The 24,583-nt window shown below is 70.8% G+C and carries 23 protein-coding genes; 15 read left to right on the top strand and 8 right to left on the bottom strand.

The genetic code is table 11. The features are described from left to right. Nucleotides 1-80: 80 nt before the first annotated feature. Together QUC20_RS13675 and QUC20_RS13680 are read right to left on the bottom strand one after the other, a co-directional pair. Nucleotides 81-2,693: a LuxR C-terminal-related transcriptional regulator gene (locus QUC20_RS13675; RefSeq protein ID WP_289330236.1), complete on the bottom strand. Its 2,613-nt coding sequence runs from the start codon at nucleotides 2,691-2,693 to the stop codon at nucleotides 81-83. Nucleotides 2,694-2,802: 109 nt separating this feature from the next. Further along, a complete protein-coding gene (locus QUC20_RS13680; RefSeq protein WP_289330237.1) occupies nucleotides 2,803-3,885 on the bottom strand; it encodes an ECF transporter S component in 1,083 nt (360 codons plus the stop codon). Between the two features lie 226 nt (nucleotides 3,886-4,111). Between QUC20_RS13680 and QUC20_RS13685 the strand changes: the two genes are divergently transcribed. The 3 genes from QUC20_RS13685 (at nucleotide 4,112) to QUC20_RS13695 (ending at nucleotide 7,781) form a co-directional block, all read left to right on the top strand. Beyond that, on the top strand, nucleotides 4,112-5,800 hold the full coding sequence (locus QUC20_RS13685; protein WP_289330238.1) for a fibronectin type III domain-containing protein: 1,689 nt from the start codon (nucleotides 4,112-4,114) through the stop codon (nucleotides 5,798-5,800). A 165-nt stretch (nucleotides 5,801-5,965) separates the two neighbouring features. Beyond that, nucleotides 5,966-6,238 carry a DUF1905 domain-containing protein gene (locus tag QUC20_RS13690; protein ID WP_120265209.1) on the top strand — a complete coding sequence of 91 codons (273 nt, stop codon included), beginning with the start codon at nucleotides 5,966-5,968 and terminating at the stop codon, nucleotides 6,236-6,238. Nucleotides 6,239-6,347: 109 nt separating this feature from the next. Further along, nucleotides 6,348-7,781: an HNH endonuclease signature motif containing protein gene (locus QUC20_RS13695; RefSeq protein ID WP_289330239.1), complete on the top strand. Its 1,434-nt coding sequence runs from the start codon at nucleotides 6,348-6,350 to the stop codon at nucleotides 7,779-7,781. A 65-nt stretch (nucleotides 7,782-7,846) separates the two neighbouring features. Here QUC20_RS13695 and QUC20_RS13700 read toward each other — a convergent pair whose 3' ends face one another. Then, complete coding sequence (locus tag QUC20_RS13700) at nucleotides 7,847-8,335, bottom strand: SRPBCC family protein (protein WP_289330240.1); 489 nt, start codon at nucleotides 8,333-8,335, stop codon at nucleotides 7,847-7,849. An 80-nt stretch (nucleotides 8,336-8,415) separates the two neighbouring features. On the opposite strand from QUC20_RS13700, the gene QUC20_RS13705 reads away from it, so the two are divergent. Continuing rightward, entirely contained in the window at nucleotides 8,416-9,351 is a 936-nt protein-coding gene (locus QUC20_RS13705; RefSeq protein WP_289330241.1) for an aldo/keto reductase, read from the top strand. 22 nt (nucleotides 9,352-9,373) lie between these two features. On the opposite strand, the gene QUC20_RS13710 is transcribed toward QUC20_RS13705, so the two are convergent. Both QUC20_RS13710 and QUC20_RS13715 read right to left on the bottom strand, forming a co-directional pair. Further along, complete coding sequence (locus QUC20_RS13710) at nucleotides 9,374-9,979, bottom strand: excalibur calcium-binding domain-containing protein (RefSeq protein WP_289330242.1); 606 nt, start codon at nucleotides 9,977-9,979, stop codon at nucleotides 9,374-9,376. 128 nt (nucleotides 9,980-10,107) lie between these two features. Continuing rightward, nucleotides 10,108-11,571, bottom strand: a complete 1,464-nt coding sequence (locus QUC20_RS13715) for a protein adenylyltransferase SelO (RefSeq protein ID WP_289330243.1) — start codon at nucleotides 11,569-11,571, stop codon at nucleotides 10,108-10,110. 227 nt (nucleotides 11,572-11,798) lie between these two features. Here QUC20_RS13715 and QUC20_RS13720 point away from each other — a divergent pair, with 227 nt between their 5' ends. From QUC20_RS13720 to QUC20_RS13745, 6 genes are all read left to right on the top strand, one after another. Continuing rightward, the gene (locus QUC20_RS13720) at nucleotides 11,799-12,554 is read left to right on the top strand and encodes a cohesin domain-containing protein (RefSeq protein ID WP_289330244.1); all 756 of its coding nucleotides are present in this window, start codon (nucleotides 11,799-11,801) and stop codon (nucleotides 12,552-12,554) included. Continuing rightward, nucleotides 12,551-14,404, top strand: coding sequence for an amidase family protein (locus QUC20_RS13725; RefSeq protein ID WP_289330245.1), 1,854 nt, complete (start codon nucleotides 12,551-12,553; stop codon nucleotides 14,402-14,404). The genes QUC20_RS13720 and QUC20_RS13725 overlap by 4 nt, the downstream gene beginning before the upstream one ends. Nucleotides 14,405-14,500: 96 nt before the next feature. Next, entirely contained in the window at nucleotides 14,501-15,811 is a 1,311-nt protein-coding gene (locus QUC20_RS13730; protein ID WP_120265318.1) for a UDP-glucose dehydrogenase family protein, read from the top strand. A gap of 68 nt (nucleotides 15,812-15,879) precedes the next feature. Further along, the gene (locus tag QUC20_RS13735) at nucleotides 15,880-16,944 is read left to right on the top strand and encodes an acyl-CoA dehydrogenase family protein (RefSeq protein WP_289330246.1); all 1,065 of its coding nucleotides are present in this window, start codon (nucleotides 15,880-15,882) and stop codon (nucleotides 16,942-16,944) included. After that, complete coding sequence (locus QUC20_RS13740) at nucleotides 16,938-18,305, top strand: bifunctional PIG-L family deacetylase/class I SAM-dependent methyltransferase (RefSeq protein WP_289330247.1); 1,368 nt, start codon at nucleotides 16,938-16,940, stop codon at nucleotides 18,303-18,305. The genes QUC20_RS13735 and QUC20_RS13740 overlap by 7 nt, the downstream gene beginning before the upstream one ends. After that, nucleotides 18,302-19,054 (top strand): glycosyltransferase family 2 protein, encoded by a 753-nt coding sequence (locus QUC20_RS13745; protein ID WP_289330248.1) that lies wholly within the window; start codon nucleotides 18,302-18,304, stop codon nucleotides 19,052-19,054. The genes QUC20_RS13740 and QUC20_RS13745 overlap by 4 nt, the downstream gene beginning before the upstream one ends. On the opposite strand, the gene QUC20_RS13750 is transcribed toward QUC20_RS13745, so the two are convergent. Then, complete coding sequence (locus QUC20_RS13750; protein ID WP_289330249.1) at nucleotides 18,998-20,065, bottom strand: helix-turn-helix domain-containing protein; 1,068 nt, start codon at nucleotides 20,063-20,065, stop codon at nucleotides 18,998-19,000. The two genes, QUC20_RS13745 and QUC20_RS13750, sit on opposite strands and share 57 nt — an antisense overlap. 90 nt (nucleotides 20,066-20,155) lie before the next feature. Further along, nucleotides 20,156-20,623: an acyl-CoA thioesterase gene (locus QUC20_RS13755; protein ID WP_259455406.1), complete on the bottom strand. Its 468-nt coding sequence runs from the start codon at nucleotides 20,621-20,623 to the stop codon at nucleotides 20,156-20,158. 92 nt (nucleotides 20,624-20,715) lie between these two features. Here QUC20_RS13755 and QUC20_RS13760 point away from each other — a divergent pair, with 92 nt between their 5' ends. Continuing rightward, complete coding sequence (locus QUC20_RS13760; protein ID WP_289330250.1) at nucleotides 20,716-20,949, top strand: three-helix bundle dimerization domain-containing protein; 234 nt, start codon at nucleotides 20,716-20,718, stop codon at nucleotides 20,947-20,949. Between the two features lie 9 nt (nucleotides 20,950-20,958). On the opposite strand, the gene QUC20_RS13765 is transcribed toward QUC20_RS13760, so the two are convergent. Then, on the bottom strand, nucleotides 20,959-21,663 hold the full coding sequence (locus QUC20_RS13765) for an L-ribulose-5-phosphate 4-epimerase (protein WP_289330251.1): 705 nt from the start codon (nucleotides 21,661-21,663) through the stop codon (nucleotides 20,959-20,961). 85 nt (nucleotides 21,664-21,748) lie between these two features. On the opposite strand from QUC20_RS13765, the gene QUC20_RS13770 reads away from it, so the two are divergent. From QUC20_RS13770 to QUC20_RS13785, 4 genes are all read left to right on the top strand, one after another. Continuing rightward, a complete protein-coding gene (locus QUC20_RS13770; RefSeq protein ID WP_289330252.1) occupies nucleotides 21,749-22,885 on the top strand; it encodes a VanZ family protein in 1,137 nt (378 codons plus the stop codon). Nucleotides 22,886-22,904: 19 nt separating this feature from the next. After that, entirely contained in the window at nucleotides 22,905-23,081 is a 177-nt protein-coding gene (locus QUC20_RS13775) for a hypothetical protein (protein ID WP_183045356.1), read from the top strand. Between the two features lie 70 nt (nucleotides 23,082-23,151). Then, nucleotides 23,152-23,688, top strand: a complete 537-nt coding sequence (locus QUC20_RS13780; RefSeq protein WP_289330253.1) for a VOC family protein — start codon at nucleotides 23,152-23,154, stop codon at nucleotides 23,686-23,688. After that, a complete protein-coding gene (locus QUC20_RS13785) occupies nucleotides 23,685-24,545 on the top strand; it encodes a MerR family transcriptional regulator (RefSeq protein WP_289330254.1) in 861 nt (286 codons plus the stop codon). The genes QUC20_RS13780 and QUC20_RS13785 overlap by 4 nt, the downstream gene beginning before the upstream one ends. The last annotated feature ends 38 nt before the right edge of the window (nucleotides 24,546-24,583 follow it).

Below are 24,583 nucleotides of genomic sequence, written 5' to 3' on the forward strand. Positions count from 1 at the left end.
GACGCGCCAGGACGGTCAGGAGGAAGGACTTAGTCCTTTCGGCCGCGATTTCACTCCCGGACTAGTCCCGGTCGTGCCACTCACGGCACGTGCGGCGAGGAGTTCGAGTCGAGGATGCCGAGCTCGCGGGCCACATCGCAGGCGGCTCGGCGCGACGTCACACCGAGCTTGCGGTAGATCGACTGCAGCTGCGCCTTCACGGTCGACGGCGAGACGAAGAGCGCTGCGGCGACGTCGCGGGTGTTCCCATGCTTGTCGACCGCCGCGAGCACGACCTTCTCGCGATCGGTGAGCTGAACGGCCGGCGGCCGGGCGGCACCGCGAACCCGACCCGGGGTCTTGAGGTAGCGCTGCAGCACGAGCGAGTTCCGCTGCGCCGCGAAGTCTCCCAGCGCGAGGCGATCACGAGGCGGCAGCAACGCGACGTGCATCCGTGCGCCGTAACTGTCGGCGGCCAGGGCCGCGGCCCCGAGCCAGGTCCAGGCGCGTTCGTCGTCGCCCACTCTCAGCGCCGCGATCGCGCCCGACGTCTGCACCTCGGCGCGCGAGCGGATGGTGTGCCCGGGCAGCTCGAGCTCGGCCTCAGCCCGCTCGAGGGCGGCGGCGTCGCGGTGCTCGGACAGCAGCCACATCACGCGCGCGTGAGACAGGTACGGACTGTCGGACGGTTGCGGATCCAGCACCTCGGCGGCACGGCGGTGGTCGCCGGCGGCGAGCCACGCCAGCCCGAGGGCGGCGTGCAGCTGCTGGCTGGCGACGTTGGCCCCCACCCCGGGCAGGTCGCCGTGGCCGAGCTCCGTCGCGACACGCTCAGCTTCCGCCGCCGCGAGCCCCTTGCCGTGCCAGACGGCGAGGCTTGTCGCCGTGAGCAACGGCCAGCGTTCGGAGTGCGGCGCGTTCGGCATGAGCTTCAACTGCTTCGCGGCGCCACGGAAGTCGAGCGCGTCCAAGCTGATCCATGCCTGGGCGAGGACCGCCAGACCCTTGGACGACACCAGGCCGTTCTCGAGCGACCAGGCGGTGCGATCGATGCTCGCCAGCAGGGCACGAGTCCGTTCGGTGTCACCCGCCGAAGCGATCATCGCCGCGGCGACGACCGTCGACGAGTTGCGTGACGCCGGTGTCGAGCACACCGCCGCCGACCGCGTCGCCGCCGTCATCGCTTCGTGCAGACGACCTCCCTGCCAGAGCGACAGGCTCAGCTGCCGCAGCATGGCACCCAGGTGCTCTCTGAAGCGCGAACGGACATCGGGATCGATCTGGTCGATCAGTTCGACGGCACGCCTGCTCCACGTGATCGGAGTGCACCAGTCTCCGCGCAGGCGCGCGGCGGTCGCGCCCACGCTCAGCCGGGTCACCTCATCGAGCGCGGGGGCGAAGTACGTGGGGTACGACGGCGCATCGATCACCATGTCGAAGAGGCGAGCAGCCTCGGGCCACCGCAGCGGATTGGCCGAGAGAGACAACCCCAGGCCGAACGTGAGCATCGGATGCCACGGCAGAACGTTCTCGGGCACGCGCTCGAGCACCGGCAACAGGCTGTCATCCGCGTAGCTGTCGATACTCGCTGCGAAGAGGTGAGCCAGCGCGCGATCAGCGAGCGCCCAATCCGCGCCCTCGACGGCCAGCTCGAGGGCGCAGACGAGGCCCATGCCACCCTCGAGAATCGACTGCGCCGCTGTCACGCACAACCGCCGGTATCGGTCGCCGTCCCGACGAGCGCGAGCACGGAACGCGTCCCTCACGGTCTCGGCGTACTGGAACACGCGCCCACCCGACGCGTAGGGGATCCATCGCCCGAACCCGTCTCTCTCGAGCGCCGTGAGCAGCGCCTCGGCATCCGGATTGCCGCTCAGCCGTCGGGCGAGGTCGGCGTCGACGGACCGCGCGACGGCGGTGTCGGTCATGAACTCGACGGTCGCGGGGTCGTGCAGCGACGACGCGATCCGATCGGCCACGACGCCGTGCCACTCGCTCGAGTCCAGTCGAGGAATGTGGCCGACCTGCGCGATCGCGCTCACCACCGCACACACCGTGAGCGCGAATCCGCCGGTGGCCACGACCACCTGATGCGCCGCCCTCTCGTCGGCCATGCGCGCCTGCTCGCGCATGAGCGTGACGACCTCTGCGGGCGTGAAGGCCAGCTCGCTGCGCGAGAGCACGCGGGTGATCCCGTCATCCAGAGCGGCGACCGACAGGGCCGTCTCCCCCCGAGTCGCGACGATGACGCGCAGCATCGGGTACATCGCGAGGAGACGCGCGAGATCGGCGTCGATCCGCTCGGTCAGCTCGCCGAGCCGCTCGTAGGCGTCGAGCACGAGCACGGCCGGGCGATCCAGCGCGACGACACGGCGGGCCGCCTCGACCGGGTCGGCGCCCGCCTCGACCAGCCGGCCGGCGCGTGCGACCACGTCGGCCGACACGTGCCCGGTCTTCGCGGCAGCGGTGATGACCCGATGCCACAGCATCCGGCTGCCGTCCACTTTCTCGGGCACCGAAACCCACACGACCGATTCGGGGCGCTCCGTCCGCAGCGTCCAGGTGCGCAGCAGCGTCGTCTTGCCGGCCCCGCTCGGTCCTTGGACGACGCACAACCGGACCATGGGTGACTCGAGCACACGTGTCAGTCGAGGCCGGTCGGGCACACCGGTGGCCGACTCGATCCCTGCTCCCCCAGCCGAGACCCGATTCATCTGCACCCCTATTCGCCATGCCGAAACGACAAGCCTAGGAAGCTCACCTTGGAGAACCCGGACTCCGCCGTGGCCGCGTGAGGGCAACCAGGGTCGAGCGACAGCGAGGTCAGCGCGCGATCGCGCCGGGCGACCAGCCGATCCGGTTACCCGAGACCTGTCCGCTCTGCACGATCAGCCGTTCGACGAGCGGGATCTGCGCGGTGGGAATGCTCACTCGGGTGCGCAGCATCGCTATGCCGACGAGGGCGATGAACCCCGAGAGCATCTTGTCGATGATCGACGTGAGGATGTTGGCCGAGAACGCCGCCGCGACGACCGGCAGCCCGAGACCGGCGATCGACGACGTGACGTTGTCGGAACCGTGGCCGGAGTACCCGCCGAACATGAGAACGCCCAGCGGAGCCCCCACCAAGGAGCACGCCACCGCGACGAGCAGCGTGAGATTGACGTAGCGGAACAGGTCCGCCCCCATGCCGAAGCGGCGGATGCCGTACCCCCACACGAGCGCTCCGGCGACGTTGACGATCGCGAAGGGCGCGGCTCCGGGGGCTCCGACGACGAAACCAAACACGTTCGTGCTCAACCCGACGATGACCCCGGCCCACGGCCCGAAGATCATCGCCGCCACGCCGGTTCCGGCCATGTCGAGGTAGATCGGCAGGTGCAGCAGCTGCACCGTCGACATCCCGATGAAGTTGACGATGAGGCATCCGAGCATGATCAGCGCCTGCACGCGGCGCGACACGAGCGGATGCGGCGCCGCCAGCGGGGTCGCCGGCAGCTGCGGCGTCGGACGCGGCGACGGTGGGAGGGCGGAGCCCGGGGACGGGCGCGGGCGGGGCGGGGCGGCGACCCGCGGAGCGACGTCGTCGGGCCGGCGGGTGGCCTGATACCGACGGATCCAGCGATCGGCCTCAGCGGTGTCGGCGCCCAGCGCGAGCACGATGTCGCGCAGCAGGCCGACATCGATCCGGGCCCGGCCCGGTCGGAACGCGTCGTACACGGTGGTGCGCGGGGGCTGCGCGGCCGCGGGGTTCACGCCACGCTCCACCCGCAGCTGCGCGATGCGACGCACGAGTTCGGCGTACGACACGGGGCCTGCGGCATCCTTCAACGCGAGCAGATCGCGCGCGATCGCGTCGAGCGAATCGGGCTCGCCGAATCGCTTCTCGTCCTCCTGCACAGACACTCCCCCACCCTTGGTGCGATCGCATGTCGCAAACCGCATACGCGCGGCGCGACCCCTCGCCCCGCGGCGCTCACTCTATCGATGCCGGCCGCCGGCGTGTTCGGAGTTGTTCGCACACGGCCGTGGCGGGCCTGAACGGCCGTTGTGATCGGGCGACCGATGCCAGCGTGAGATCGACGGCTCGCCGACTGGGGCGCGGGTCGCAATCCGTTCCCGATGAGGATCCATGAAGAAGAGACATCCCTCCCTCGCCGCGGCCTCCGCCGCGCTGATCGCGGCGACACTCGTCGTCGCCGGCATGGCGCTCCCGGCGCATGCCGACGAGCCGGCCGGGGGCGCCGGTCCGGCGGGGTCGGCCACCGCCAACGAGGCTGTCGAGGCGGGCCCGCCGGTTGCGGCGGCGGGAGCGGCGGCAGTAGCGCCGGGGCCGGCGACGCCGAGTTCGGAGCCGGCCGTCGAGCCGGTCGCCGAGACGCCTGTTGTCGCGGCGCCGGTTGGGGAGCCGGTCGTCGCTATGCCGGTGGCCGCCGAAGCATCCGCATCCGCATCGGCACCTGCACCTGCACCTGCACCTGCACCTGCACCTGCACCGGAGTCTGCTGACCTCGCGGCAGTCAGTGCCGCGGCCGGCTACGTGAATGACGACGGGTCCGGTGCGGGCGACGATGACACCGCCGCGAACCTGCCGCCGCAGACGGGGGTCACGATCAGCATCCGGGTCGATGGCGCAGAGATCGGCGTCGGCCCGATTGGCGAGCGCGGACCGATCGAGCGATACGAGCTCATCGTCCGTCCGATGGACGGCGGCGAACCGATCACGCGGACCTCGACGACCCGGACGGTCTTCATCCTGACCGGACTCAAGCCGGGCACGTACGAGATCGAGGCGAGCCTGCACAACAGTTACGGCGCGACCGGCACCCGCAACATCTGGTTCGCGGTGCCGGAGGTTCCCGGCGAGCCGACGGTGACGATCCGTGACAGCAGCCCCACGGCGCTGCTCGGCGAGATCTGGGCGGCCCCGCTGCAGACCCCGTTCCCGGAGGGGGTGTGGCCGTTCTATCTGCCCACCACCTACACCGCGACTCTCACGGGCGGCGGCCGCACCGAAACGCGCGAGGTCGACGACGTGCAGGGGCTCGGACGCTTCGGGTTCACCGACCTCGAGCCGTCGACCACGTACACGGTGACGGTGACCGCCCACAACGCGGCGGGCCAGAGCGCTCCCGTCTCGGTGCAGGCCACGACGGGTGCAGCTTCGGGCCCGGCAGTGCCCGACCCCGACGGTCTGAACGCAGGCAACCGCGGGGACGTCGTGGTGGACGGAACACCGGCGCCCGGCTCGACGGTGACGGCGAACGTCGGCCGCGACCTCGCGGGCGCGACGATCCACGGGTGGCTGTTCTCCGAGCCCCGCTACCTCGGCGGCGCCACCGTGACGGCTGAGGGCGCGGCGACGTTCGCGCTCCCCGCGGACATCCCGGCCGGTTCCCACCGCCTCGCCCTCGCCGCGGACGACGGCACCACGCTCGGATGGAGCCCCGTCGAGGTGCGCCCCGCCGATGTGACGACGCCGCCGGGGCCGGGCGGATCGCAGCCGGGGTCGGGTTCTGGGTCGGGGTCGGGGTCGGGGTCGGGGTCGGGGTCTGGGTCGGGGTCGGGGTCGGGGTCGGCGCCTGGGGCTGGCTCCGGGGCCGAGGCCGGCACGGGGGGCGCGGTCTCGGGCAACGGCGCTGCAGGCGCGGCGAACCCGGCGGCGGGTTCTGGGGCGGCTTCTGGGGTGGCTTCTGCTGCGGCCGAGCGGCGCATGCTGGCGGCCACCGGCGGAGACGCGCCTTGGCAGCTGGCGATCTGGGGCATCGCATTCCTCGCGGCGGGCGCCGTGGGGATCGCACGACGACGGGTCGCCGACTGACGTCGTCGTCGTGACAGGACGTGCGGGGCACCGGCCATGGGGGGCGGTGCCCCGCACGTCTTCTATCCGGCTGCGGCTCCCCGGGGGTGCATCGGTGCGCGCTCACCGGGGCGCGCTGTCATCGGCGGTCTCTCCACCGCGTTGGCGTTGATCTACCCTGGCTGCATGAGCGAGCGCGAGCTGCGGTTTCCGGCCACCATCGGCGTCGAGGTGAAGGGCGAGACGTGGAGCTGCGTCGACATCCCGGGGTCTGCGGAGTTCTTCGGCACGAAGAAGACGGTGCGCGTCGACGCCACGATCGACGATGTGAGGCTGGAGAACGTCGGGGCGATGGTCACCGGCTCGGGCGGACACATGGTGTCGCTCAGCGCGAAGGTGCGGAAGCAGCTCGGCAAAGACATCGGTGACGCCGTCGACGTCGTGATCACGCCTCGGTAAAGCCTCCGCGCCCGCCGCCCATTCCTCCCCAACGCCGCGGCACAGCGACCTTTCCTCGATGGAACATATCTTCGATATGAATGTCGTACCCCACTGCCAAGATGGGTACATGCAAGCGAACGAGTCATCGAACGACGAACCGGATGCCGGCTCCTCCGGCTCGTCGCTCGCGAGCCTCATCGATCGGGTGTCTGAGGCCGACGATCTGCTCCAGGATGCGCACATCGCGATGACGCGCGCTCTCGCCGAGGCGGGACGCAGCGCTCTGCGCCAGGCGGCGCGCTCCGCCGCGCGTCCCCGAGGCATGGGATCCGACATGGAGATGCGCTCGATCGCAGCAGAAGTCGCCGGAGTGCGACGGTCGCACGATCGCCGCGCCCAGAGCGAGATCGACCACGCGCTGACCATCGTCGACGACTACCCCGCCGCCTTCGAGGCATGGCAGCATCGGCGCATCACCCGCGACCACGTCGACATGGTCGTCCGGATGGGCTGCGGTCTCGACGACGACATCAGACCCGAGTACGAGCGCCAGGCCATCTCGATCTGCGAGCGCGACATCGCATCACGGGTGCGCGAATCGCTCCGCAATCTCGCCGCGCGGCTGGGGGCCGAATCGTTCACCGAGCGGCACCGCACTGCGGCGGCGAAGCGAAGCGTCTGGGTGACGCACGGCGCCGACGGCATGTCCGAACTCGGCGCGAACCTGCCCACGGTCATCGCCACCGGCATCCACGATCGCCTCACCGCCATGGCGCATTCCGTCAAAGATGACCGGTCAGCCGCAGGTGCCCCCTCGACCGACGATGCCGCGGCGAGTTCGACAGGTGTCCAAGAGGCGGATGTCACGGCCGGGGATGTCGCACAGCCCGATGTCCGCACGATGGATCAGCTGCGCGCCGATATCCTCGGCGACCTGTTGCTCGGCGGCGCTCCGATCGTCGACCCGACCTACGGCAGCGACGCCGCGGGTCCGCTCGGCGCGATCCGAGCACAGGTGCAGGTGACGCTGACGTCCGAGACGATGAGTGGTGCCGATGACGCTCCGGCCGAGCTGCTCGGCGCTGCACTGATCGACGCCGACACGGCACGCGAGCTTGCCGGTCGCGCGAAGATCTGGAACCGCCTCTTCGTCGATCCGATCACGCGAACGCCGGTCGAAGTCGACACCTATCGGCCGCCCGCCGCGATGAGCCGACTGCTCAAAGCGCGAGATCAGCACTGCCGGTTCCCCGGATGCCGGCGGGCTGCGATCCGCTGCGAGCTCGACCACACGATCGACTACGCCCGGGGCGGCCACACCCACATCTTCAATCTGGCCCACCTCTGCCAGCGCCACCATTCGATGAAGCAGTTCACGAGATGGGAGGTTCGGCAGGTCGGAGGCGGCGTCCTGGAGTGGACCTCACCCCTCGGTCGGGTCTACCGCGAAGACGTTCCCGTTCCATCGGTGTGCTTTGTTCCCGATATCGGCAGCCCGCCGCCACCACCGGCGCTCGCGGCAAGGACCGGTGCACCGCCCGATGGGGCGCCACCCTTCTGACCCGACGCGCAGTTCCCGCGAGACCGACGGGATGCGGAGGGCGGAGGGCGCCGGGCGCCGGGAGATCACGCGCTGCGAATACGCTCCGCCTCAGCGAGCACGACGGGATCCTCGCATCCGCGGGCGAACCCGGCGATCCGCCGATCGATGTCCCGCTGCAGAATAGCCGCGCCGACGCGCTCCGCGAGCGGCGCGAGCCATGCCGGGCGGCAGGTGAAGTTGTAGCGCCACACCGCCAGCGTGCGCGATGGGTCACCGTCGACCGGACGGAACCGCCACCCGCCGCCCATCCTCGCGAAGAACCACGAGCCCTTCGTCATCCGCATCCCGACGTTCGACGGCGGGTTGTACGAGACGTACTCGCTCTCCATCGCGAGCCCGAACCGCTGGACCGTGTAGGTACGAACTCCCTTCGCGGGACGTTCGGCACCGATCAGGTGCTGTCGCCGGATGAACGGATCCCATCGCTTGCGCACCTCGCCCTGCGTCTGCGACACCGCGAATGCAACGTCGACGGACACGGGAACGACGCAACGCGACTCGACGACCGGCATCCGCCCATCGTGGCACGCTCCGGCGACGCATACTGAGAAGGGCGACCCCGCCCACCCAGCCCCTGAATCAACGGAGAATCATGCGCAGCGTCCCCCTCGGTCGGAGCAACATCCAGGTCCCCAACGTCGTCGCCGGCATGATGCGGATCGAGGACCTTTCCGACGCCGACATCCGCGCCCTCTACGACCGCTGCCGCGAGGTCGGTGTCGACTTCTTCGACCACGCCGACCTGTACGGCTCGTCGCGCCACGCGTGCGAGCGGCGCTTCGCCGAGGCGCTCAACCTGACGACATCCGAACGCGACGAGATCACACTGCAGACCAAGACCGGCATCGTCGCCGATGACTGGCACTTCGACCACTCGTACGAGCACATCGTCACCTCGGCCGAAGAGTCGCTCGAAGCGCTCGGCACCGACCGCATCGACGTGCTGCTGCTGCACCGTCCCGACGCTCTCGTCGAGCCCGACGAGGTCGCCCGCGCCTTCGACCACCTCGAGTCGTCGGGCAAAGTCCGCGCCTTCGGCGTCTCGAACCACACGCCCCGCCAGATCGACCTGCTGAAGACGGCCGTGACCCAGCCGCTCGTGGCCAACCAGGTGCAGCTGTCGATCACGCACTCGACGATCATCGCCCAGGGACTCGCGTCGAACATGGCCGGCGAAGACGACTCGATCACGCGAGACGGCGGCGGGCTCGTCGACTACGCGCGCATCAACGGCATCACCCTGCAGGCGTGGTCACCGTTCCAGAAGGGCTTCTTCGACGGGGTCATCTTCGGTGCCGAGGAGTACCCGGAGCTCAACGCGAAGCTCGACGAGCTCGCCGCGAAGTACGGCGTCACCCCGACCGCCATCGCGACCGCGTGGATCACCCGCCACCCCGCCGGCATGCAGGTCGTGCTCGGCACCACGAATCCCCAGCGCGTCGCGGATGCCGCCGCCGGCAGCGACATCCCCCTCACCCGCGGCGAGTGGTACGCACTCATCCAGGCCGCCGGCCACAAGGTCCCCTGAGTCCGGAGCCCCGAGCCCGGAGCTACTCGCAGCCGATGCCGTCGCCGTCGCGGTCGAGGTGGCGCCCATAACCGGGGTCGCCCGCCCGCACGGGGGCGGCACCGGCGTTCCGAGCTGCCGTGCAGTTGTCGTAATACGTGGATGCCGGAGCCGCAGGCGCCTGCGCGGCGGGTGCCTGCGCGGCCGGCACCTGAGCCACCGGCGCTTGCGCAGACCGAGATGACAGCTGCCCCTCTAGGTCCGCGATCCGCGCGGCCCGGGCGTCGAGTTCGGTCTGCGACGCGGTCGCCGCTGTCTGCATCTCAGTGACCTGCGCGGTGGCGGTCTCGAGCGACGCGGTCGCCGTGGCGAGGTCCTCGAGCGCTTCATCGAGATCGGCGCGGGCGTCGGTGAGCGCGGTGTCGTTCTCGACAGCAACCGTCTCCGCGTCGGCGACATCCGTCTCGAGCGAGGTCACCTGATCCTTCAGCGACGTCACCTCGGATTGAGCGCCCGCTCCGCCGGCCCCGCCACCGAGCAGCAGCCCCGCGACGAGCGCCGACGCCGACGTGATCAGCGCGGCCTTGCGCGACATCGGACGCGCCAGAAACGACGGCTTGCCGTCGGCACGCAGGCTGGATCCGGCCATGTTCTTCTCCCCCATCGCCGCGCCCCCGCGCGGCCCCGCCGTCATCATCGCGGGAGAGCCGTCACCGCACCACGGATGCCCGGCCGGTGCGTCGCAATGCGGACCGGCGGCGTCGCGTTCCGCTCCGGTCAGGTGCCGCAGAACGTCTGGTAGCCCGCGGCGAAGTCCGCACCCGCCGGCTCGGCGTACCGCTCGGCGCCCGCGCGCGCCGTGAACGGCGTCGACAGCACGGTCGTCAGCCAGCCGAGAGGCTCGAGGTTCCCGTCCGTCGCCGCGGCGAGCGCCTCCTCCACGAGGTGGTTCCGCGGCACGTAGATCGGGTTCGCCGCATCCATCGCACCGACGTCCGGATCCAGCGCACGCCACCGGCCCAGCCAGCCGGCCAGCGCCGCGTCGCCGCCGAGAGCCGCCTCAAGACCGGCGGCATCGCCGCGCGCGGCATCCGACAGCGACCGGAACGTCGAGGTGTAGTCGGCGCGCACCCGCTCGAGCATCTCGTGGAAGTCGCCCGCCAGAGCCTCGACCTGCTCATCGGAGACCACTCGCGCACCGACGAGCCCCAGCTTTCGTCGCATGCCCGCCGTCCGCGCCTCGGCGAACCGAGGCCGGAACTCGGCCAGCACGCCCTGCGCCCGCTCGACGGCACGGTCGAGCTGGTCGTCGATCAACGGCAGCATCGCCTCGGCGAGGCGGGCGAGGTTCCACTCTGCGATGTACGCCTGGGCGCCATACGCGTAACGCCCGCCGGTGTCGATCGAGCTGTACACCGTCGCCGGGTCGTACGCGTCGAGGAAAGCGCATGGGCCGTAGTCGATCGTCTCGCCCGAAAGCGTCATGTTGTCGGTGTTCATGACCCCGTGGATGAAGCCGACCAGCATCCACCGGGCCACGAGATCGGCCTGCGCCGCCACAACGGCGCGGAACAGGCCCAGCGCGGGAATCTCCTCGTCCGCAGCCTCGGGGTGGTGCCGCCTGATCGCATAGTCGACCACCGCCCGCAGCACCGCGATGTCGCCCGTACCCCGCGCGAACTCGACGCTGCCCACACGCAGGTGGCTCGAGGCGGTCCGCACCAGCACGGCACCGGGCAGCGCCGTCTCGCGCAGCACCTCACGCCCGGTCGCGACGACGGCGAGCGAACGGGTCGTCGGGATGCCGAGAGCGTGCATCGCCTCGCTCATGACGTACTCCCGCAGCATCGGGCCGACCGCCGCGAGCCCGTCGCCCGCACGCGCGAACGGCGTCGGCCCGGATCCCTTCAGGTGCAGGTCACGGAGCGAGCCGTCGGGTGCGATGATCTCGCCGAGCAGCAGCGCCCGCCCATCGCCGAGCCGCGGCGAGAAGCCGCCGAACTGGTGACCGGCGTACGCCTGTGCGACCGGCTGCGCGCCATCGGGCAGCGCAGCACCCACGAGAAAGTCGACCCCTGCGGGGCTGTGCAGGAACGCGGCATCCAGCCCCAGCTCGTCGGCGAGCGCCTCGTTGAGCACGAGCAGCCGCGGCTCGGGCGCCGGATCTGCCGACCACGGCCGCGCGAGCGCGGGCAACGCGTCGGCAAAGTCGTGCGACAGCGAGAGCGTGACGGGAGGCATGAACCGAGGCTACGCGGGCTGCGCCGCACCGGGGCCGGCGTGGCGGTCCTCCGGATGATCCGGGCAGGCCCGGGACAGCGGCAGTGAAACCGGCGCGTAACGCGCCGACACCGACAGGAAACGCTGTCCTGCCAAGCTCGGCACATCCCCCGAGGACCGTGGGCTCGGAGCCCCACGAGAGCCTGCCGTCCTGAGTGCACCCGACCCAGGAAAGGGGCTGCTTCCGCATGCCTGCTCGACCATCGATCACCCTCGCGCCCGCCGTCGCCGGCGTCGTCGCACTGGCCGCGGCCCTCGCCGCGGCACCGGCCGCGGTGGCCGCACCACCCAGCGCGACCTTCGCGATCGGCATCGCCGCCACCGCCACGGAAGGCGACCGGATCGACGTCGTCCTCACGGCGACCGACGTCGTCGACCTCTACGCCTACGACCTCGAAGTCTCCGTGCCCGACGCTCTGCTCGACTACGTCGACGGCACGGCCACAGGTCCCGACGGCGGCTTCACCGCCGCACGCGAGACCGCGAGCGGCACGATCACCGTCACCCACTCCCGCCTCGGCACCTCGCCCGGCCTCGCCTCCGACCCTGCCGCTCCCCTCACGCTCGCGACGCTTTCGTTCACCGCCGAGGGCGCCGGGACGGCCGAGGTCTCACTCCCGAGCGTCCGTCTCGTCGGCGGCACCGGCGAGACGGCGACGGCAACGGATGCCGCGACCGCCGACATCACGATCGCCGCTCTCCCCGTCGCTGAGCCCGAACCCGAGCCCGAACCCGAACCCGAACCCGAACCGTCGGCGAGCGCGCCCGTCGCGGGCTCCCCGGCTGCCGGATCCGGAGGTTCCGCCCCCGGCGGAGCCGCCAGCGGATCGCTCTCGGCCACCGGCGGCGACGCGACGCCGATCGTGCTGGGCGCGGCGCTCGGCGCCGTTCTTCTCGCCGCGGGCACCGCTATCGTCCTGCGCCGCCGGGCGGTGACCGCATGAACCGCCGGCTGATCGTCCCCGCCGCCGCCATCGGCGCGCTGCTGACCTGCGGTTTCGCCGCACCCGCAGCCGCGGCGCCCGCCGTGGCCGCAGCGGCCGCACCTACCGCCGGGGCTCCGTTCCTCGCGCCCTACTACACCGAGCTCGACCTCACGGGCGACGACAGGATCACGACGGACGACCTCGCCGTTGTCGCGGCGTTCATCGGAAGCACCAACACCGACGCCGACTGGGCGGAGGCGGGAGCGTACGACCTCGACGGGGACGGTGCGATCACGGCATCAGACATCGCCCTCGTCTCCGAGCGAGCCATCTACGACGACGGTCCCTTCGAGATCGTCGAGGCCGACGTCGTGTCGATGCAGGCGGCGATGAACGCCGGGGTCGTCACGTCGGTCGAGCTCACCCAGCAGTATCTCGACCGCATCGCCACCTACGACCGCGCGGTGATCGAGCCCGGTGGACGGCCGCTGAACTCGATCATCACGACCGGCGACGCCGCCGCCCTCGCTGCGGCAGCAGCAGCCGACACCGTTCGCGCCGAGAAGGGCATGACGAGCATGCTGCTCGGTGTGCCGATCGCGGTGAAGGACAACTACAACACCCTCGACATGCCCACCACGGCCGGCTGCGGCTGCTGGAACGACAACCGCACCGCCTCGGACGCGCACATGGTCGAAGGCCTTCGCGCCGACGGCGCGGTCATCCTCGCCAAGGCGAGCATGGACGAGTTCGCTATCAACCTGTCGTCGCAGTGGTCGGCCTACCAGCCGGCCGGCACCGCCCTCACCGTCTCGAGCCCGTACGCGACGAACCGCAGCTCCGGCGGATCGTCGGGAGGGACGGGCGCCGCCATCGCGAGCAACCTCGCCGCGATCGGGTTCGGCACCGACACGGGCGGCTCGATCCGCATCCCGTCGACCTACAACCAGCTCGTCGGCGTGCGTCCGACGGTGGGGCTCGCGAGCCGCGACGGCATCGTGCCGCTCGCGCTCTCGCAGGACACCGGCGGTCCGATGGCGCGCTCGGTCACCGACGCGGCGGTCGCTCTCGACGCCGTCGTGGGCGCCGATTCGGCGGATCCGGTGACAGCCCGCCAGGAGGGGCTCGTGCCCGCCAGCTACACCGCTTCGCTCGACGCCGATGCCCTCCGCGGCGCCCGCATCGCCGTGATCACGGGTCTGCCGACCGCGCAGAACATGGTCGGCACCAACGCCACGACGCAGCGCCTGTTCACCGCTGCGCGTGAGACGCTCGAGGCGCAGGGCGCCGAGGTCGTCGAGCTCGCGGCGCCCGACGGATTCAGCGGCATCCTGAGCGAGGGAAGCGGCAGCGCCGTCGAGTTCGGGTACGACCTGCAGGCCTACATCGACGACTACCTGATCCCGGCAGTCAGCGCTCGGAGCCTCGCAGCCATCGCGCAGTCGCCGAACGTCGCACCGAACCGCGGCTCATCGACGTACGGGCCGCGCTCGACCGTCACCCCGCAGCAGTACGAGGACTGGGCGGGACCGGCGGGATCGCACACGCTGCAGCTCGCCCGCGGAAAGCAGATCGTCACGGAGTTCCTCGACGCGAACGACATCGACGCGATCATCTATCCCAGCGGCACGCCCTACGGCACGGTCGGCAGCAACATGCGGCTGAGCCCGAACACGGGCCTTCCGGCCGTGACGGTGCCGATGGGCCAGGCGAGCGCGACCGAGCAGATCCCCGGTGCTGGCGTGAACCTCGAGTTCCTGGGACGCGATTTCGCCGAGGGAACCCTGCTGGGTCTGGCGTTCTCGTTCGAGCAGGCGACCGGCGCGCGGACGACGCCTGCGCTGTACGGACCGCTTCCGGCGGGCTGATCATTCCCGTGACGCGGGTGGCTCGTTTACACCCGCGTCACGGGAAGTTGATATGAAAGAGTGTCGGTCCCGTCGGGGCCGCGGAGAGAGAGCATGATGCGTCTGTCGGTCATCGGTTGCGGTTACCTCGGTGCGGTCCACGCCGCCGCGATGGCATCCATCGGGCACGAGGTCGTCGGAATCGACGTCGACGCGCGCAAGATCGCCTCGCTCTCGAACGGCGAGGCGCCGTTCTTCGAACCCGGGCTGCAGGAGATCCTGAGCGACGGCCTCGCCTCGGGCCGACTCCGCTTCTCGACCGACATGGCGGATGCCGCCGGCGCCGCCGTCCACTTCATCGGCGTGGGCACCCCGCAGCAGAAGGACGGCTACGCCGCCGACCTCACCTACGTCAACGCCGCTGTCGATGCGCTCATCCCGCACCTCGCCGAGGGCGACATCGTCGCGGGCAAGTCGACGGTCCCCGTCGGCACCGCCGCGACGCTCGCCGAACGCGTGACCCCCACCGGCGCCACCCTCGTCTGGAACCCGGAGTTCCTGCGCGAGGGGTGGGCCGTGCAGGACACCGTCGACCCCGACCGCCTCGTCGCGGGTGTTCCCGCCGGCGCCGAGGGCGAGCGAGCCGCCGACATCCTGCGCGAGGTGTACCACCCCTCGATCGCCAAGAGCACCCCGTTCATCGTTACCAACCTCGCCACCGCCGAACTCGTGAAGGTCGCCGCGAACGCCTTCCTCGCGACGAAGATCAGCTTCATCAACGCCATGGCCGAGATCGCCGAGGTCACCGGAGCAGACGTCACGACCCTCGCCGACGCGATCGGTCACGACGCACGCATCGGCCGCCGCTTCCTCGGGGCCGGCATCGGCTTCGGCGGCGGTTGCCTGCCCAAGGACATCCGCGCCTTCTCCGCCCGTGCCGAAGAGCTCGGCCGCGGCGAGTCGGTCGCCTTCCTCCGCGAGGTCGACGCGATCAACATGCGGCGCCGCGACCGCGCCGTCGACCTCGTCGTCAGCGCCTTCGGCGGATCGGTGTTCAAGAAGAACATCACGGTGCTCGGGGCCGCCTTCAAGCCGCACAGCGACGACACCCGAGACTCCCCCGCGCTCGACGTCGCCGTTCGCCTGCACGGCCTCGGCGCGTGGGTCACCGTGACCGATCCCGAGGCGATCGAGAACGCCCGTCGCATCCACCCGCAGCTGAACTACGTCGACGACCGCGACGAGGCCCTCCGCGCCGCCGACGCCGTCATCGTCGTCACCGAGTGGGACGAGTACCGTCGCGAGCTCGACCCGGCTCATGCGGCCTCCCTCACCGCCGGGCGGATCATCATCGACGGACGCAACTGCCTCGACGCCGACGCATGGCGCGCCGCCGGTTGGGACTACCGCGGCATGGGGCGCCCCTGACATACACCACACCGGCGAATCGGGCACGGGTCCCCCTGCGCACCGGTCGTCCGCGCGATGATGAACGGGTGAGCGACCCCCGCGACTCGATGACCCTGCCCCGCTTGACCGAGGAGGGACAAGCTGACAGCGCCGTGGCCCGCGCACTCGACGCCGCGGCCGACATCGACGGCTTCGGCACGGATGTGGCCGCCACCCTCGACTGGGCGGTCATGGTCGGCGCGACCCGGCCGCTCGATCACTCGGCGATCGACGACTGGTCGCTGCTCGCCTCGGTGGCGGGTCGCGATGTCGCGGCCGCCCGCATCCTCGAACCCCACCTCGACGCGCTCGACATCCTCGACCAAGCCCGGCGCGAGGGGTGCGAGGCCGCGCTCGAGTCCATCGGCGCGGGCACCGGCTCGTCGTGGGGCGTGTTCGCCGCGGAGGGGCCCGGCCTGCGTCTCGAGGCCCACCGCGATCGCGACGGATGGCGGCTCTCCGGCACGAAGCCCTGGTGCTCCCTCGCGCAGCAGCTCACCCACGCTCTCGTCACCGCGTGGGACGGCGACGAACGCCGGCTGTTCGCGGTCGCACTGCGCACTCCCGAGGTCGACGCTCATGCGGGTCCTTGGCACGCCCGTGGACTCGTTCCGGTGGTGAGTGCTCCGGTCGACTTCACCTCCGCGGCCGCGGTGCCCGTCGGCGAGGCCGGCTGGTATCTGCGCCGCCCCGGCTTCGCACGCGGCGGGATCGGCGTGGCGGCGTGCTGGTGGGGAGGGGCGGTCGCCCTTCGTGGTGCATTGCTCGACGCGGCTCGACGCCCCGGCGCCGATCAGCTGTCGCGGGTCCACCTCGCCCGCGTCGACACGGCCCTGTGGAACGCACGGCTCGCTCTCCGCTCGGCGGCCGAGGCGATCGACGCCGACCCTGATCCGGCGCTGCTCGCCGGGCGCGTGCGCGCTGTCGTGGCGGCTGCCGTCGAGACGACACTCGCCGAATCGGCCCGCGCACTCGGGCCACTCCCGCTCGTCGCAGACGAGCCACATGCGCGCCGCGTCGCCGACCTGCAGATCTATCTCCGCCAGCACCACGGGGAGCGTGACCTCGCGCGGATCGGGACCAGCCTGAGCGAGGGGCGCGGAGCATGGTGAGTTTCAGCCACCGAGACGCCGGCACACCCGAGGCGACCTGGACGGAGGCCTTCGCCGGGCGTGCGCTCCCGACGATGCCCGACGACGTCGACCACCTCATCGTCGTCGCCGCCCACCCCGACGACGAGACCCTGGGAGCGGCCGGCCTGATGACGCGCGTAGCGGCGCGCGGCGGCGCCGTGACGGTGCTCGTCGTGACCGACGGCGAGGGGTCGCACCCGGACTCGCCGACCCACCGGCCGGATGAGCTCGCCCACCTGCGCCGAGAAGAGGCGACCCGGGCGCTCGCGGAGCTCTCGCCGACCATCCGCCCGCGGTTCCTCGGAGTTCCCGACGGTGAGACGGATGCCGCGCGCGACGAGATCGCGCGCGCCCTGCGTGACGCACTGCAGGCTGACCCCGGCAGCACCCGCCGGCTCGTCGTGTCACCCTGGCAGGGCGACGGGCACCGCGATCATCGGGTCGTCGGCGAGGTGGTCGACGAGGTGTGTTCACACGTCGGCATCCCCTGCCGGGCCTACCCCATCTGGCTGTGGCACTGGGGCTCGCCCGCCGACGTCCCCTGGGACGAGATAGAGATCGTCGACCTCAGCGGCACCGAACTCGACAGCAAACGTGCCGCCACTCGCATGCACCGCAGCCAAGTAGAGCCCCTGTCGGCGGCCCCCGGCGACGAAGTGATGCTCCATGAGGGGATGCAGCAACACTTCGACCGCTCGTTCGAGGTGTTCATCCGCGCCCCGCGCGAGGCGCGAAGCCTGACCCGCGGTTTCTTCGACGCGTTCTACCGGCGCAACGGCGACGACCCCTGGGGCTTCGACTCGCGGTGGTACGAACAACGCAAACGAGAGATCACGATGGCGACCCTCCCACGCGCCCGATACCGGTCAGCGCTCGAGCTCGGGTGCTCGACGGGTGCGCTCACGGCGTTGCTCGCGGAACGGTGCGATGCCCTGCTCGCGGTCGACATCGCCGACGCGCCGCTCGCCGTCGCAGCACGACGTCTCGGCGAGCGCAGCGACGTGCGTCTCGCACGAGCAGCACTTCCGGGCGAGTGGCCGGGCGGCGAGTTCGACCTCGTCGTGCTCTCCGAGGTCGGCTACTACTGGGACACGACCGATCTGACCGCCGCCGTCGGACGCATCGTCTCGTCGCTGACACCGGACGGGCACCTGATCGCGTGCCATTGGCGCCACCCGGTGGCGGAGTACCCCCTCTCGGGCGACGACGTCCACGCGGCGCTGCACGCCGAGGGGTCCCTGACACGCCTCGTCCGCCACGACGAGGAGGACTTCATCCTCGAGGTGTTCGCGGGAGCAGCCGCCCGCTCGGTCGCGAACGAGACCGGTCTCGTCGCGTGACCCCGGATGCGGTGGCGGTCGTCGTGCCGGTGCATGACGAAGCCGACCTCCTCGATCGCTGCCTCGCGGCGCTGACCACGGCGCTCGAACACACCGGGCAGACGCATCCGGGCGTCCGGATCGCGCCCATCGTCGTTCTCGACGCCTGCACGGACGCCTCCGAGGTCATCGCCCGTTCCTGGCCCGTGCGCACCCTGCGCATCGACGCGCGCTGCGTCGGCACAGCTCGGCGTGCGGGGGTCGCCGAGGCGCTCGACGAGCTCGGCGACGTCCCGCCGGCGCGCACCTGGATCGCCACGACCGACGGCGACTCCGTCGTCCCGCCCAACTGGCTCAGCCACCAGCTCGACCTCCACGCGGCCGGCGCCGAGGTGGTCCTGGGCACGGTGCGCCCGGATTTCGCCGACCTCACGGCGCGGCACGCCGACCACTGGATCGCGACGCACCACCCCGGCAACCCGGCCGGCAACGTGCACGGCGCGAACTTGGGCCTGAGTGGCGAGGTGTACCTCGCGGCGGGCGGGTTCGCCGACCTCGACGAGCACGAGGATGTCAAACTCGTGCGCGGGGCACGTGCGGTCGGCGCCCGCGTGGTGGCAACGGATCACAACGAAGTCGTCACCTCCGGCAGGTTCGACGGCCGCACACCCGGCGGGTACGCCGCCTTCGTCCGGGCCACCCACGCGCGGCTCTCAGATCGCCACGACGTCAGCGGCGTCCGGACGATCGCCGCGCCGCAGCACGAATGACAACACCCCCAGAACCATGGCCGTGAGCACGCACGCCCCCGCGATCAGCGCCGTCACGTTGCCGTTGATCGTCGCGTCCGACCACGTCGTCAGATCGACCGGACCCAGCACGACCGGGGCGTGCCCCAGAAGCCCGTCGACGAGCGGCCCGGCGACGACCGCGACGACACCCGCGACCAGGCACACGATGGCGGCCCGCTGCAGCCCGCGCAGCGGAAGGTAGCGGATCACCAGAACGATCAGCAGGGCCAGACCGAAGCCTCCGGCGACGAGGGGCAGTGCGATCTCGACGAACGCGCGGTCCTGGCCCACCGCCCCGAGGATCACGGCGAGCATCAGCGTCAGCCCCACCGCATCGATCACGACAGCGACTGCGGCGCTGTGTGCGCGCAGCCATCCCGATCCGAACGATCGCAACGCGAGCGGCCCCCAGACCACGACCGCCGCGAACAGGATCGCGGCACCGGTGACGCCGAGGAACCCTGCCGAGGTCAGCGCCTCGACGGACGCGAGCAGCAGGCCGAGCGACACCAGCGCCGCGGCGAAGGTCGTCCAGCCGCGCCGACCCGTCACCAGCAGCGGCAGCGTGGTCAGCGAGAACGCCAGAGCGACCGCCGAGGCGACGATCCAGAACCACGACAGCGTGTGCTCGACCGCGAGGTTGGTCACGAAGGTCGCGACCAGCGCGACCGCGTACGCGCCGATCGTGGTCCGCAGCAGGGCGGCCCGCCACCGGCGGTGCACGCGAGCCTGGTGCGCGTCGAGCCGGCCACGGTCGTCCGCACTGGCGCTGACGAGCTCACCCTCGGTCACCCCCAGCGCTTGCGCGAGCGGACCGAGAGTCGCGAGGTCGGGGTACGACAGCCCGCGCTCCCACTTCGACACCGCCGACTCGGTCACGAAGACGCTCGCGGCGAGCTCCTTCTGCGTGAGCCCGGCGGCGCGCCGAGCGGTGGCGAGGAAGCGACCGACGTCGCCCTTGTGGCATCCGGTCCCGTACGTTTCATTCACGTCGCTCAGTGCACCACCCGCGGGCCCGGCACACCAAGCCGACACGGCTCGACCATCTGGCCAGCCCGGAATCACGCGGATGCGCGCGGGTCAGGGCAGGCGCACCGAGTCCGTCTTGGGGTGCTCGTGCGGCATCCGGTCGCGGTCGTACGTGATGGCGGAGTAGCCGTGCGGGATCGGCTGGCCGTTCTCATCGACGCTCACGAAGACGAGACGCTCGATCGAGAGGATGCGCTTGCGCGTGATCATGTTGCGCACCACCGCGCGCATCGTCAGCGAGGTGCGACCGAAGTGGGTCGCGGTCAGCCCCATCTCGATGAGGTCGCCCTGCAGCGCCGACGACTCGAAATTGATCTCGGAGATCAGCTTCGTCACGACGCGGTAGTTGCCGAGTTGGATGATCGCGTAGATCGCGGCCTCTTCGTCGATCCAGCGCAGCAGACTGCCGCCGAAGAGCGTGCCGTTGGCGTTGAGGTCTTCCGGTCGCACCCACTTGCGCGTGTGGAAGTTGATGCCGCCCTCCGACCAGGGCCATTCGGAACTCGTCTGATCGCTCACGTTGATCCAGCCTAATCCCGCGCATCATCGCACGCGCGGGGGCGTCGCGTCGACGGGTTCCCCGCGCAACGGCGACGTCGGATGATATGACCATGGACAAGCCTGCGAAAGACTTCGACGCTCACGAGGTGACGGAGGAGGTCGCCGAACGAGTCAAGAAGCGGATGCCGGATGTCGACGACGATCTCATCCGCCGCGAAGCCGCAGCATCGGTCGAGAGCCACGCCGACGCCCGCGTCACCGACTTCATCGGCATCATCGCCGAACGCGAGACCCGCGAGCGCCTCGCCGGCATCGCCGAGGAGGCATCCAGCGAATCCGATTGAGCGCCGGGGCTACCGGCGGTCGTCGGTGGTCTGTCCGTAAACGTTCTGATACCGGTCGTACAACGCATCGATCGCGTCCTGCGGGATCGGGATCACCTCACCCGCCTGCCGGGCGATATGGACCGTGCGAGCCACGTCCTCCACCATCACCGCAGCCTTGACCGCATCCTTCGCACTCGACCCGATCGTGAACGGGCCATGATTCTGCATCAACACCGCCCGAGAACGATGCCCCCGAAGCGTGTCCACGATCCCCCGACCGATCGAGTCATCACCGATGATCGCGAACGGCCCCACCGGGATCGGCCCCCCGAACTCATCAGCCATCGCCGTGATCACACACGGGATCTCCTCACCCCGCGCCGCCCACGCCACCGCATACGTCGAATGCGTGTGCACCACACCACCCACCTCGGGCATGTTCCGATACACATACGCATGCGCCGCCGTATCGCTCGACGGCGACCGATCAGCACCCGGCGTACCCGGCACCACACGGCCATCCAGATCACACACGATCATGTTCTCCGGAGCCAACTCGTCATACGACACCCCCGACGGCTTGATCACCATGAGGTCATCGGCGGGATCTCCACCCAGGCGCACCCGGCCCGACACGTTCCCGCCGGTCCACACGACCAGCCCGTAACGCACCAGCTCCGCGTGCAACGACGCCACCTCGGCCCGAACCCGCACCACCGCTTCGTGTTCCATCGGACTCCTTCGACTCTCGGGATCATGTTACCGGTAACACCTGTCAGGTCCAGGAAACCGCGCCTCATCTGCGAGAGTTGTCCGAATGGGCGACAACGTGTTCCTCGGCGCGGTGGCGATCGGTATCGGCGCGCTCGTCGGCGTCGTGCTCTTCGTGCCGTTCGTCGCGATCCAGTACCGGCGCACGGGCCACCTCACCGCGGGACAGCTCCTGCTGTGGGGCGCGGCGCTGGTCTACTTCTTCGCGATCTGGACGTACACGCTCCTGCCGCTTCCCGACCCCGCAAGCATGCGCTGCGCGGGCGTCAACCTCAACCCGTTCGAGTTCGTCGACGACATCCGCGGGGCCGTCCGCCGCGCCGGGGGCAGCCCCCGCGCATTCCTCTCCGATTCCGTCTTCCTGCAGCTCGCCCTCAATGTGCTGCTCTTCCTGCCGCTCGGCTTCTTCGTCCGGGTGCTCGCCCGCCGCGGCATCCTCGTCGCCGTCGCCGCCGGCCTGGGCATCTCGCTCATCGTCGAGCTCACGCAGCTGACCGGGGTCTGGGGCGTCTACCCGTGCGCCTACCGCGTCTTCGACGTCGACGACCTGCTCACCAACACCGTCGGCGCGGTCGTCGGCTCGGTCCTCGCCCTCCTCGTGCCGCGCCGTCCGCTCTCGGATGAGCCCGACGCCCCACGGCCCGTGACCCGGGGCCGCCGGATCCTGGCGATGGTGTGCGACCTGCTGTCCTACTCGCTCGTCGGCATCGTCGTCAGCGTCGGCATCCAAGCGGCCCTGGTGTTCACGGGCAACCGTGACGTCGCGGTCGAGACCAACGTCGGCGGCGACATCGGCGCCCTCGCCGCACTCGTGGTGGTGGGCGGATGCGTCCTGCTGTCGGGCCGCACGATCGGCGACCTGACCGTTCGCCTCCGCTACGCCGGCGGCCCGGCCCCGGCCGCGGTGACACGGCTGGCCCGTCTCATCGGCGGGATCGGCGGGTACGCCCTGATCGACCAGCTGCCGGGAGGCGGCGGCCTGTTCTCCTTCGCCTTCGTCGCGACGGCGGCCGTCCTGACGCTCACGACCCGCACCGGCCGCGGGCTTCCCGGACTCCTCGGCCGTCAGGAGCTGCGCGACAGCCGCGAGCCCGGCAGTGCACACAGCCGTGAACATCGCCGCCGGGGTGGTCCCGCAGGACGAGGCGATATCACCCGCACGGGGGACGCGCGCCCGCGCTGAGGTCCGTACCGTCGAGAGCATGGACGTCGAAGCACTCGCCCACACCGCCACCGGCGCTCTCGTCGGCATCGCCCTCGGATTCGTCGTCGGGCTGCTCACCCTCAACCCCATGCTCGGTGTCGTCGTCGGAGGCGTCGCGATGATCGTCCTCGCGATCGCGGCCGCCATGCTGCTCCCCCGCGGAACCTATCGCTGACCCGAACGCGCCCGAACTCCACCCGCACCCCGCTTGACCCTCACGCGGCGTGAGGCGGGAAAGTCGTCGTATGACCAATCACGACACCCCGTCCTACGACGCTTTCGAGATCAGTCCCGTTCCCGCGCCCGGACCGGATGCCGTCGCCCCCGAGCCCTACCGCGGCATCTACGGGATGCCGGCGTTCGTCACGATCCCCACGCCCGACCTCGCGGCCTCGACGCGGTTCTGGACCGCCGGCCTCGGATTCTTCGAGCTCTTCACGATTCCCGGGACACTCGTGCACCTGCGGCGCTGGGCTTTCCAGGACGTCCTCCTCGTCGCTGCCGATCCGGCCTCGCGACCCGCGTTCGAACCGCCCGCGCTGAGCTACAGCTACGCCTGCGTCCTCAGCGAGCTCGAGGGCATCGCCGACGATTGCCGAACCCTGGCGCCCGGCGCGGTCGGCGAGCTGCACGACACCGCGTGGAACAGCCGTGAGGTCGAGATCATCACCCCGGAGAACGCGCGTATCGTCGTCACCGCGGCAAAACCGTACGAGGCCGGCAGCGCGGCCGCCCGCTCCCTCGCCGCCATCGGCATCACGCCCGCGCAGGAGCAACCATGAGTCATGGCATGAACGACACCGGCGACATCGACACCAGGACCGAGAACAACAACACCGACATCAGAAACAACAAGAACGGTGTGACGGTGGGGCGTGCGGCATCCGATCTCGGGATCACGGTGCGCACCCTGCATCACTGGGACGAGACCGGCCTCGCGTCGCCGTCGCTGCGCACCGATGCGGGTTACCGGCTGTACACCGCCGACGACATCGCTCGTCTACAGCGGATCGTGGTGTACCGGGAGGTCGGGCTGGGTCTCGACCGGATCCGCGAGATCCTCGACGAGCCCGGACGCGACACATCCGCGGCGCTGCGCGAGCAACGCGAGGAGGTGTCGCGCTCGCTCGCGCGACTCGAGGTGCTCCGCTCCGGCCTCGACCGCATGATCGAAGCGCACGAGCGCGGCGTGCTGCTCACTGCCGAAGAGCAGCTGTCGATCTTCGGCCCGGACTGGAATCCCGACTGGCCCGCCCTCGCCCGGCGCCGCTACGGCGACACACCGCAGTGGAAGCAGTACGCGGAGCGTGCCGCGACCCGCAGCCCCGATCAGTGGCGGGCGATCACCGCGACGATGACCGCGCTCGACGCCGACCTCGCGGCCGCGGCCGCCGCCGGGATCGAGCCCGGCAGCCCGGAGGCGGACGCACTAGTCGAACGCCACCGCGCGCTGGTCAGCGAGTACTTCCCGGTGAGCCGGTCGATGCAGGTCTGCCTCGGCCGGATGTACGAAGCGGATGCCGCGTTCGCCGCCCACTACGACCGTCTCCACCCGGGCCTCGCCTCGTGGCTGCGTCGCGGCATCGACGAGAGCGCCCGCGCGCACGGCATCGATCCCGACACCGCGGTGTGGGAGTAACGCACCGCGCTGTGAGAGTAACGCGCCGCGCGACCTCG

Origin of the sequence: Microbacterium arborescens (assembly GCF_030369635.1) — a bacterium.
In the GTDB taxonomy this organism is placed as follows: Bacteria; Actinomycetota; Actinomycetes; order Actinomycetales; family Microbacteriaceae; genus Microbacterium.

What these genes read in the sequence shown, in the direction of transcription:
- QUC20_RS13725 (WP_289330245.1), top strand. Translation starts at nt 12,551, where the DNA reads ATGAACCGCCGGCTGATCGTCCCCGCCGCCGCCATCGGCGCGCTGCTG.
- QUC20_RS13675 (WP_289330236.1), bottom strand. Translation starts at nt 2,693, where the DNA reads ATGAATCGGGTCTCGGCTGGGGGAGCAGGGATCGAGTCGGCCACCGGT.
- QUC20_RS13720 (WP_289330244.1), top strand. Translation starts at nt 11,799, where the DNA reads ATGCCTGCTCGACCATCGATCACCCTCGCGCCCGCCGTCGCCGGCGTC.
- QUC20_RS13770 (WP_289330252.1), top strand. Translation starts at nt 21,749, where the DNA reads ATGGGCGACAACGTGTTCCTCGGCGCGGTGGCGATCGGTATCGGCGCG.
- QUC20_RS13705 (WP_289330241.1), top strand. Translation starts at nt 8,416, where the DNA reads ATGCGCAGCGTCCCCCTCGGTCGGAGCAACATCCAGGTCCCCAACGTC.
- QUC20_RS13730 (WP_120265318.1), top strand. Translation starts at nt 14,501, where the DNA reads ATGCGTCTGTCGGTCATCGGTTGCGGTTACCTCGGTGCGGTCCACGCC.
- QUC20_RS13765 (WP_289330251.1), bottom strand. Translation starts at nt 21,663, where the DNA reads ATGGAACACGAAGCGGTGGTGCGGGTTCGGGCCGAGGTGGCGTCGTTG.
- QUC20_RS13700 (WP_289330240.1), bottom strand. Translation starts at nt 8,335, where the DNA reads ATGCCGGTCGTCGAGTCGCGTTGCGTCGTTCCCGTGTCCGTCGACGTT.
- QUC20_RS13775 (WP_183045356.1), top strand. Translation starts at nt 22,905, where the DNA reads ATGGACGTCGAAGCACTCGCCCACACCGCCACCGGCGCTCTCGTCGGC.
- QUC20_RS13785 (WP_289330254.1), top strand. Translation starts at nt 23,685, where the DNA reads ATGAGTCATGGCATGAACGACACCGGCGACATCGACACCAGGACCGAG.
- QUC20_RS13690 (WP_120265209.1), top strand. Translation starts at nt 5,966, where the DNA reads ATGAGCGAGCGCGAGCTGCGGTTTCCGGCCACCATCGGCGTCGAGGTG.
- QUC20_RS13780 (WP_289330253.1), top strand. Translation starts at nt 23,152, where the DNA reads ATGACCAATCACGACACCCCGTCCTACGACGCTTTCGAGATCAGTCCC.
- QUC20_RS13695 (WP_289330239.1), top strand. Translation starts at nt 6,348, where the DNA reads ATGCAAGCGAACGAGTCATCGAACGACGAACCGGATGCCGGCTCCTCC.
- QUC20_RS13685 (WP_289330238.1), top strand. Translation starts at nt 4,112, where the DNA reads ATGAAGAAGAGACATCCCTCCCTCGCCGCGGCCTCCGCCGCGCTGATC.
- QUC20_RS13710 (WP_289330242.1), bottom strand. Translation starts at nt 9,979, where the DNA reads ATGGCCGGATCCAGCCTGCGTGCCGACGGCAAGCCGTCGTTTCTGGCG.
- QUC20_RS13760 (WP_289330250.1), top strand. Translation starts at nt 20,716, where the DNA reads ATGGACAAGCCTGCGAAAGACTTCGACGCTCACGAGGTGACGGAGGAG.
- QUC20_RS13715 (WP_289330243.1), bottom strand. Translation starts at nt 11,571, where the DNA reads ATGCCTCCCGTCACGCTCTCGCTGTCGCACGACTTTGCCGACGCGTTG.
- QUC20_RS13740 (WP_289330247.1), top strand. Translation starts at nt 16,938, where the DNA reads ATGGTGAGTTTCAGCCACCGAGACGCCGGCACACCCGAGGCGACCTGG.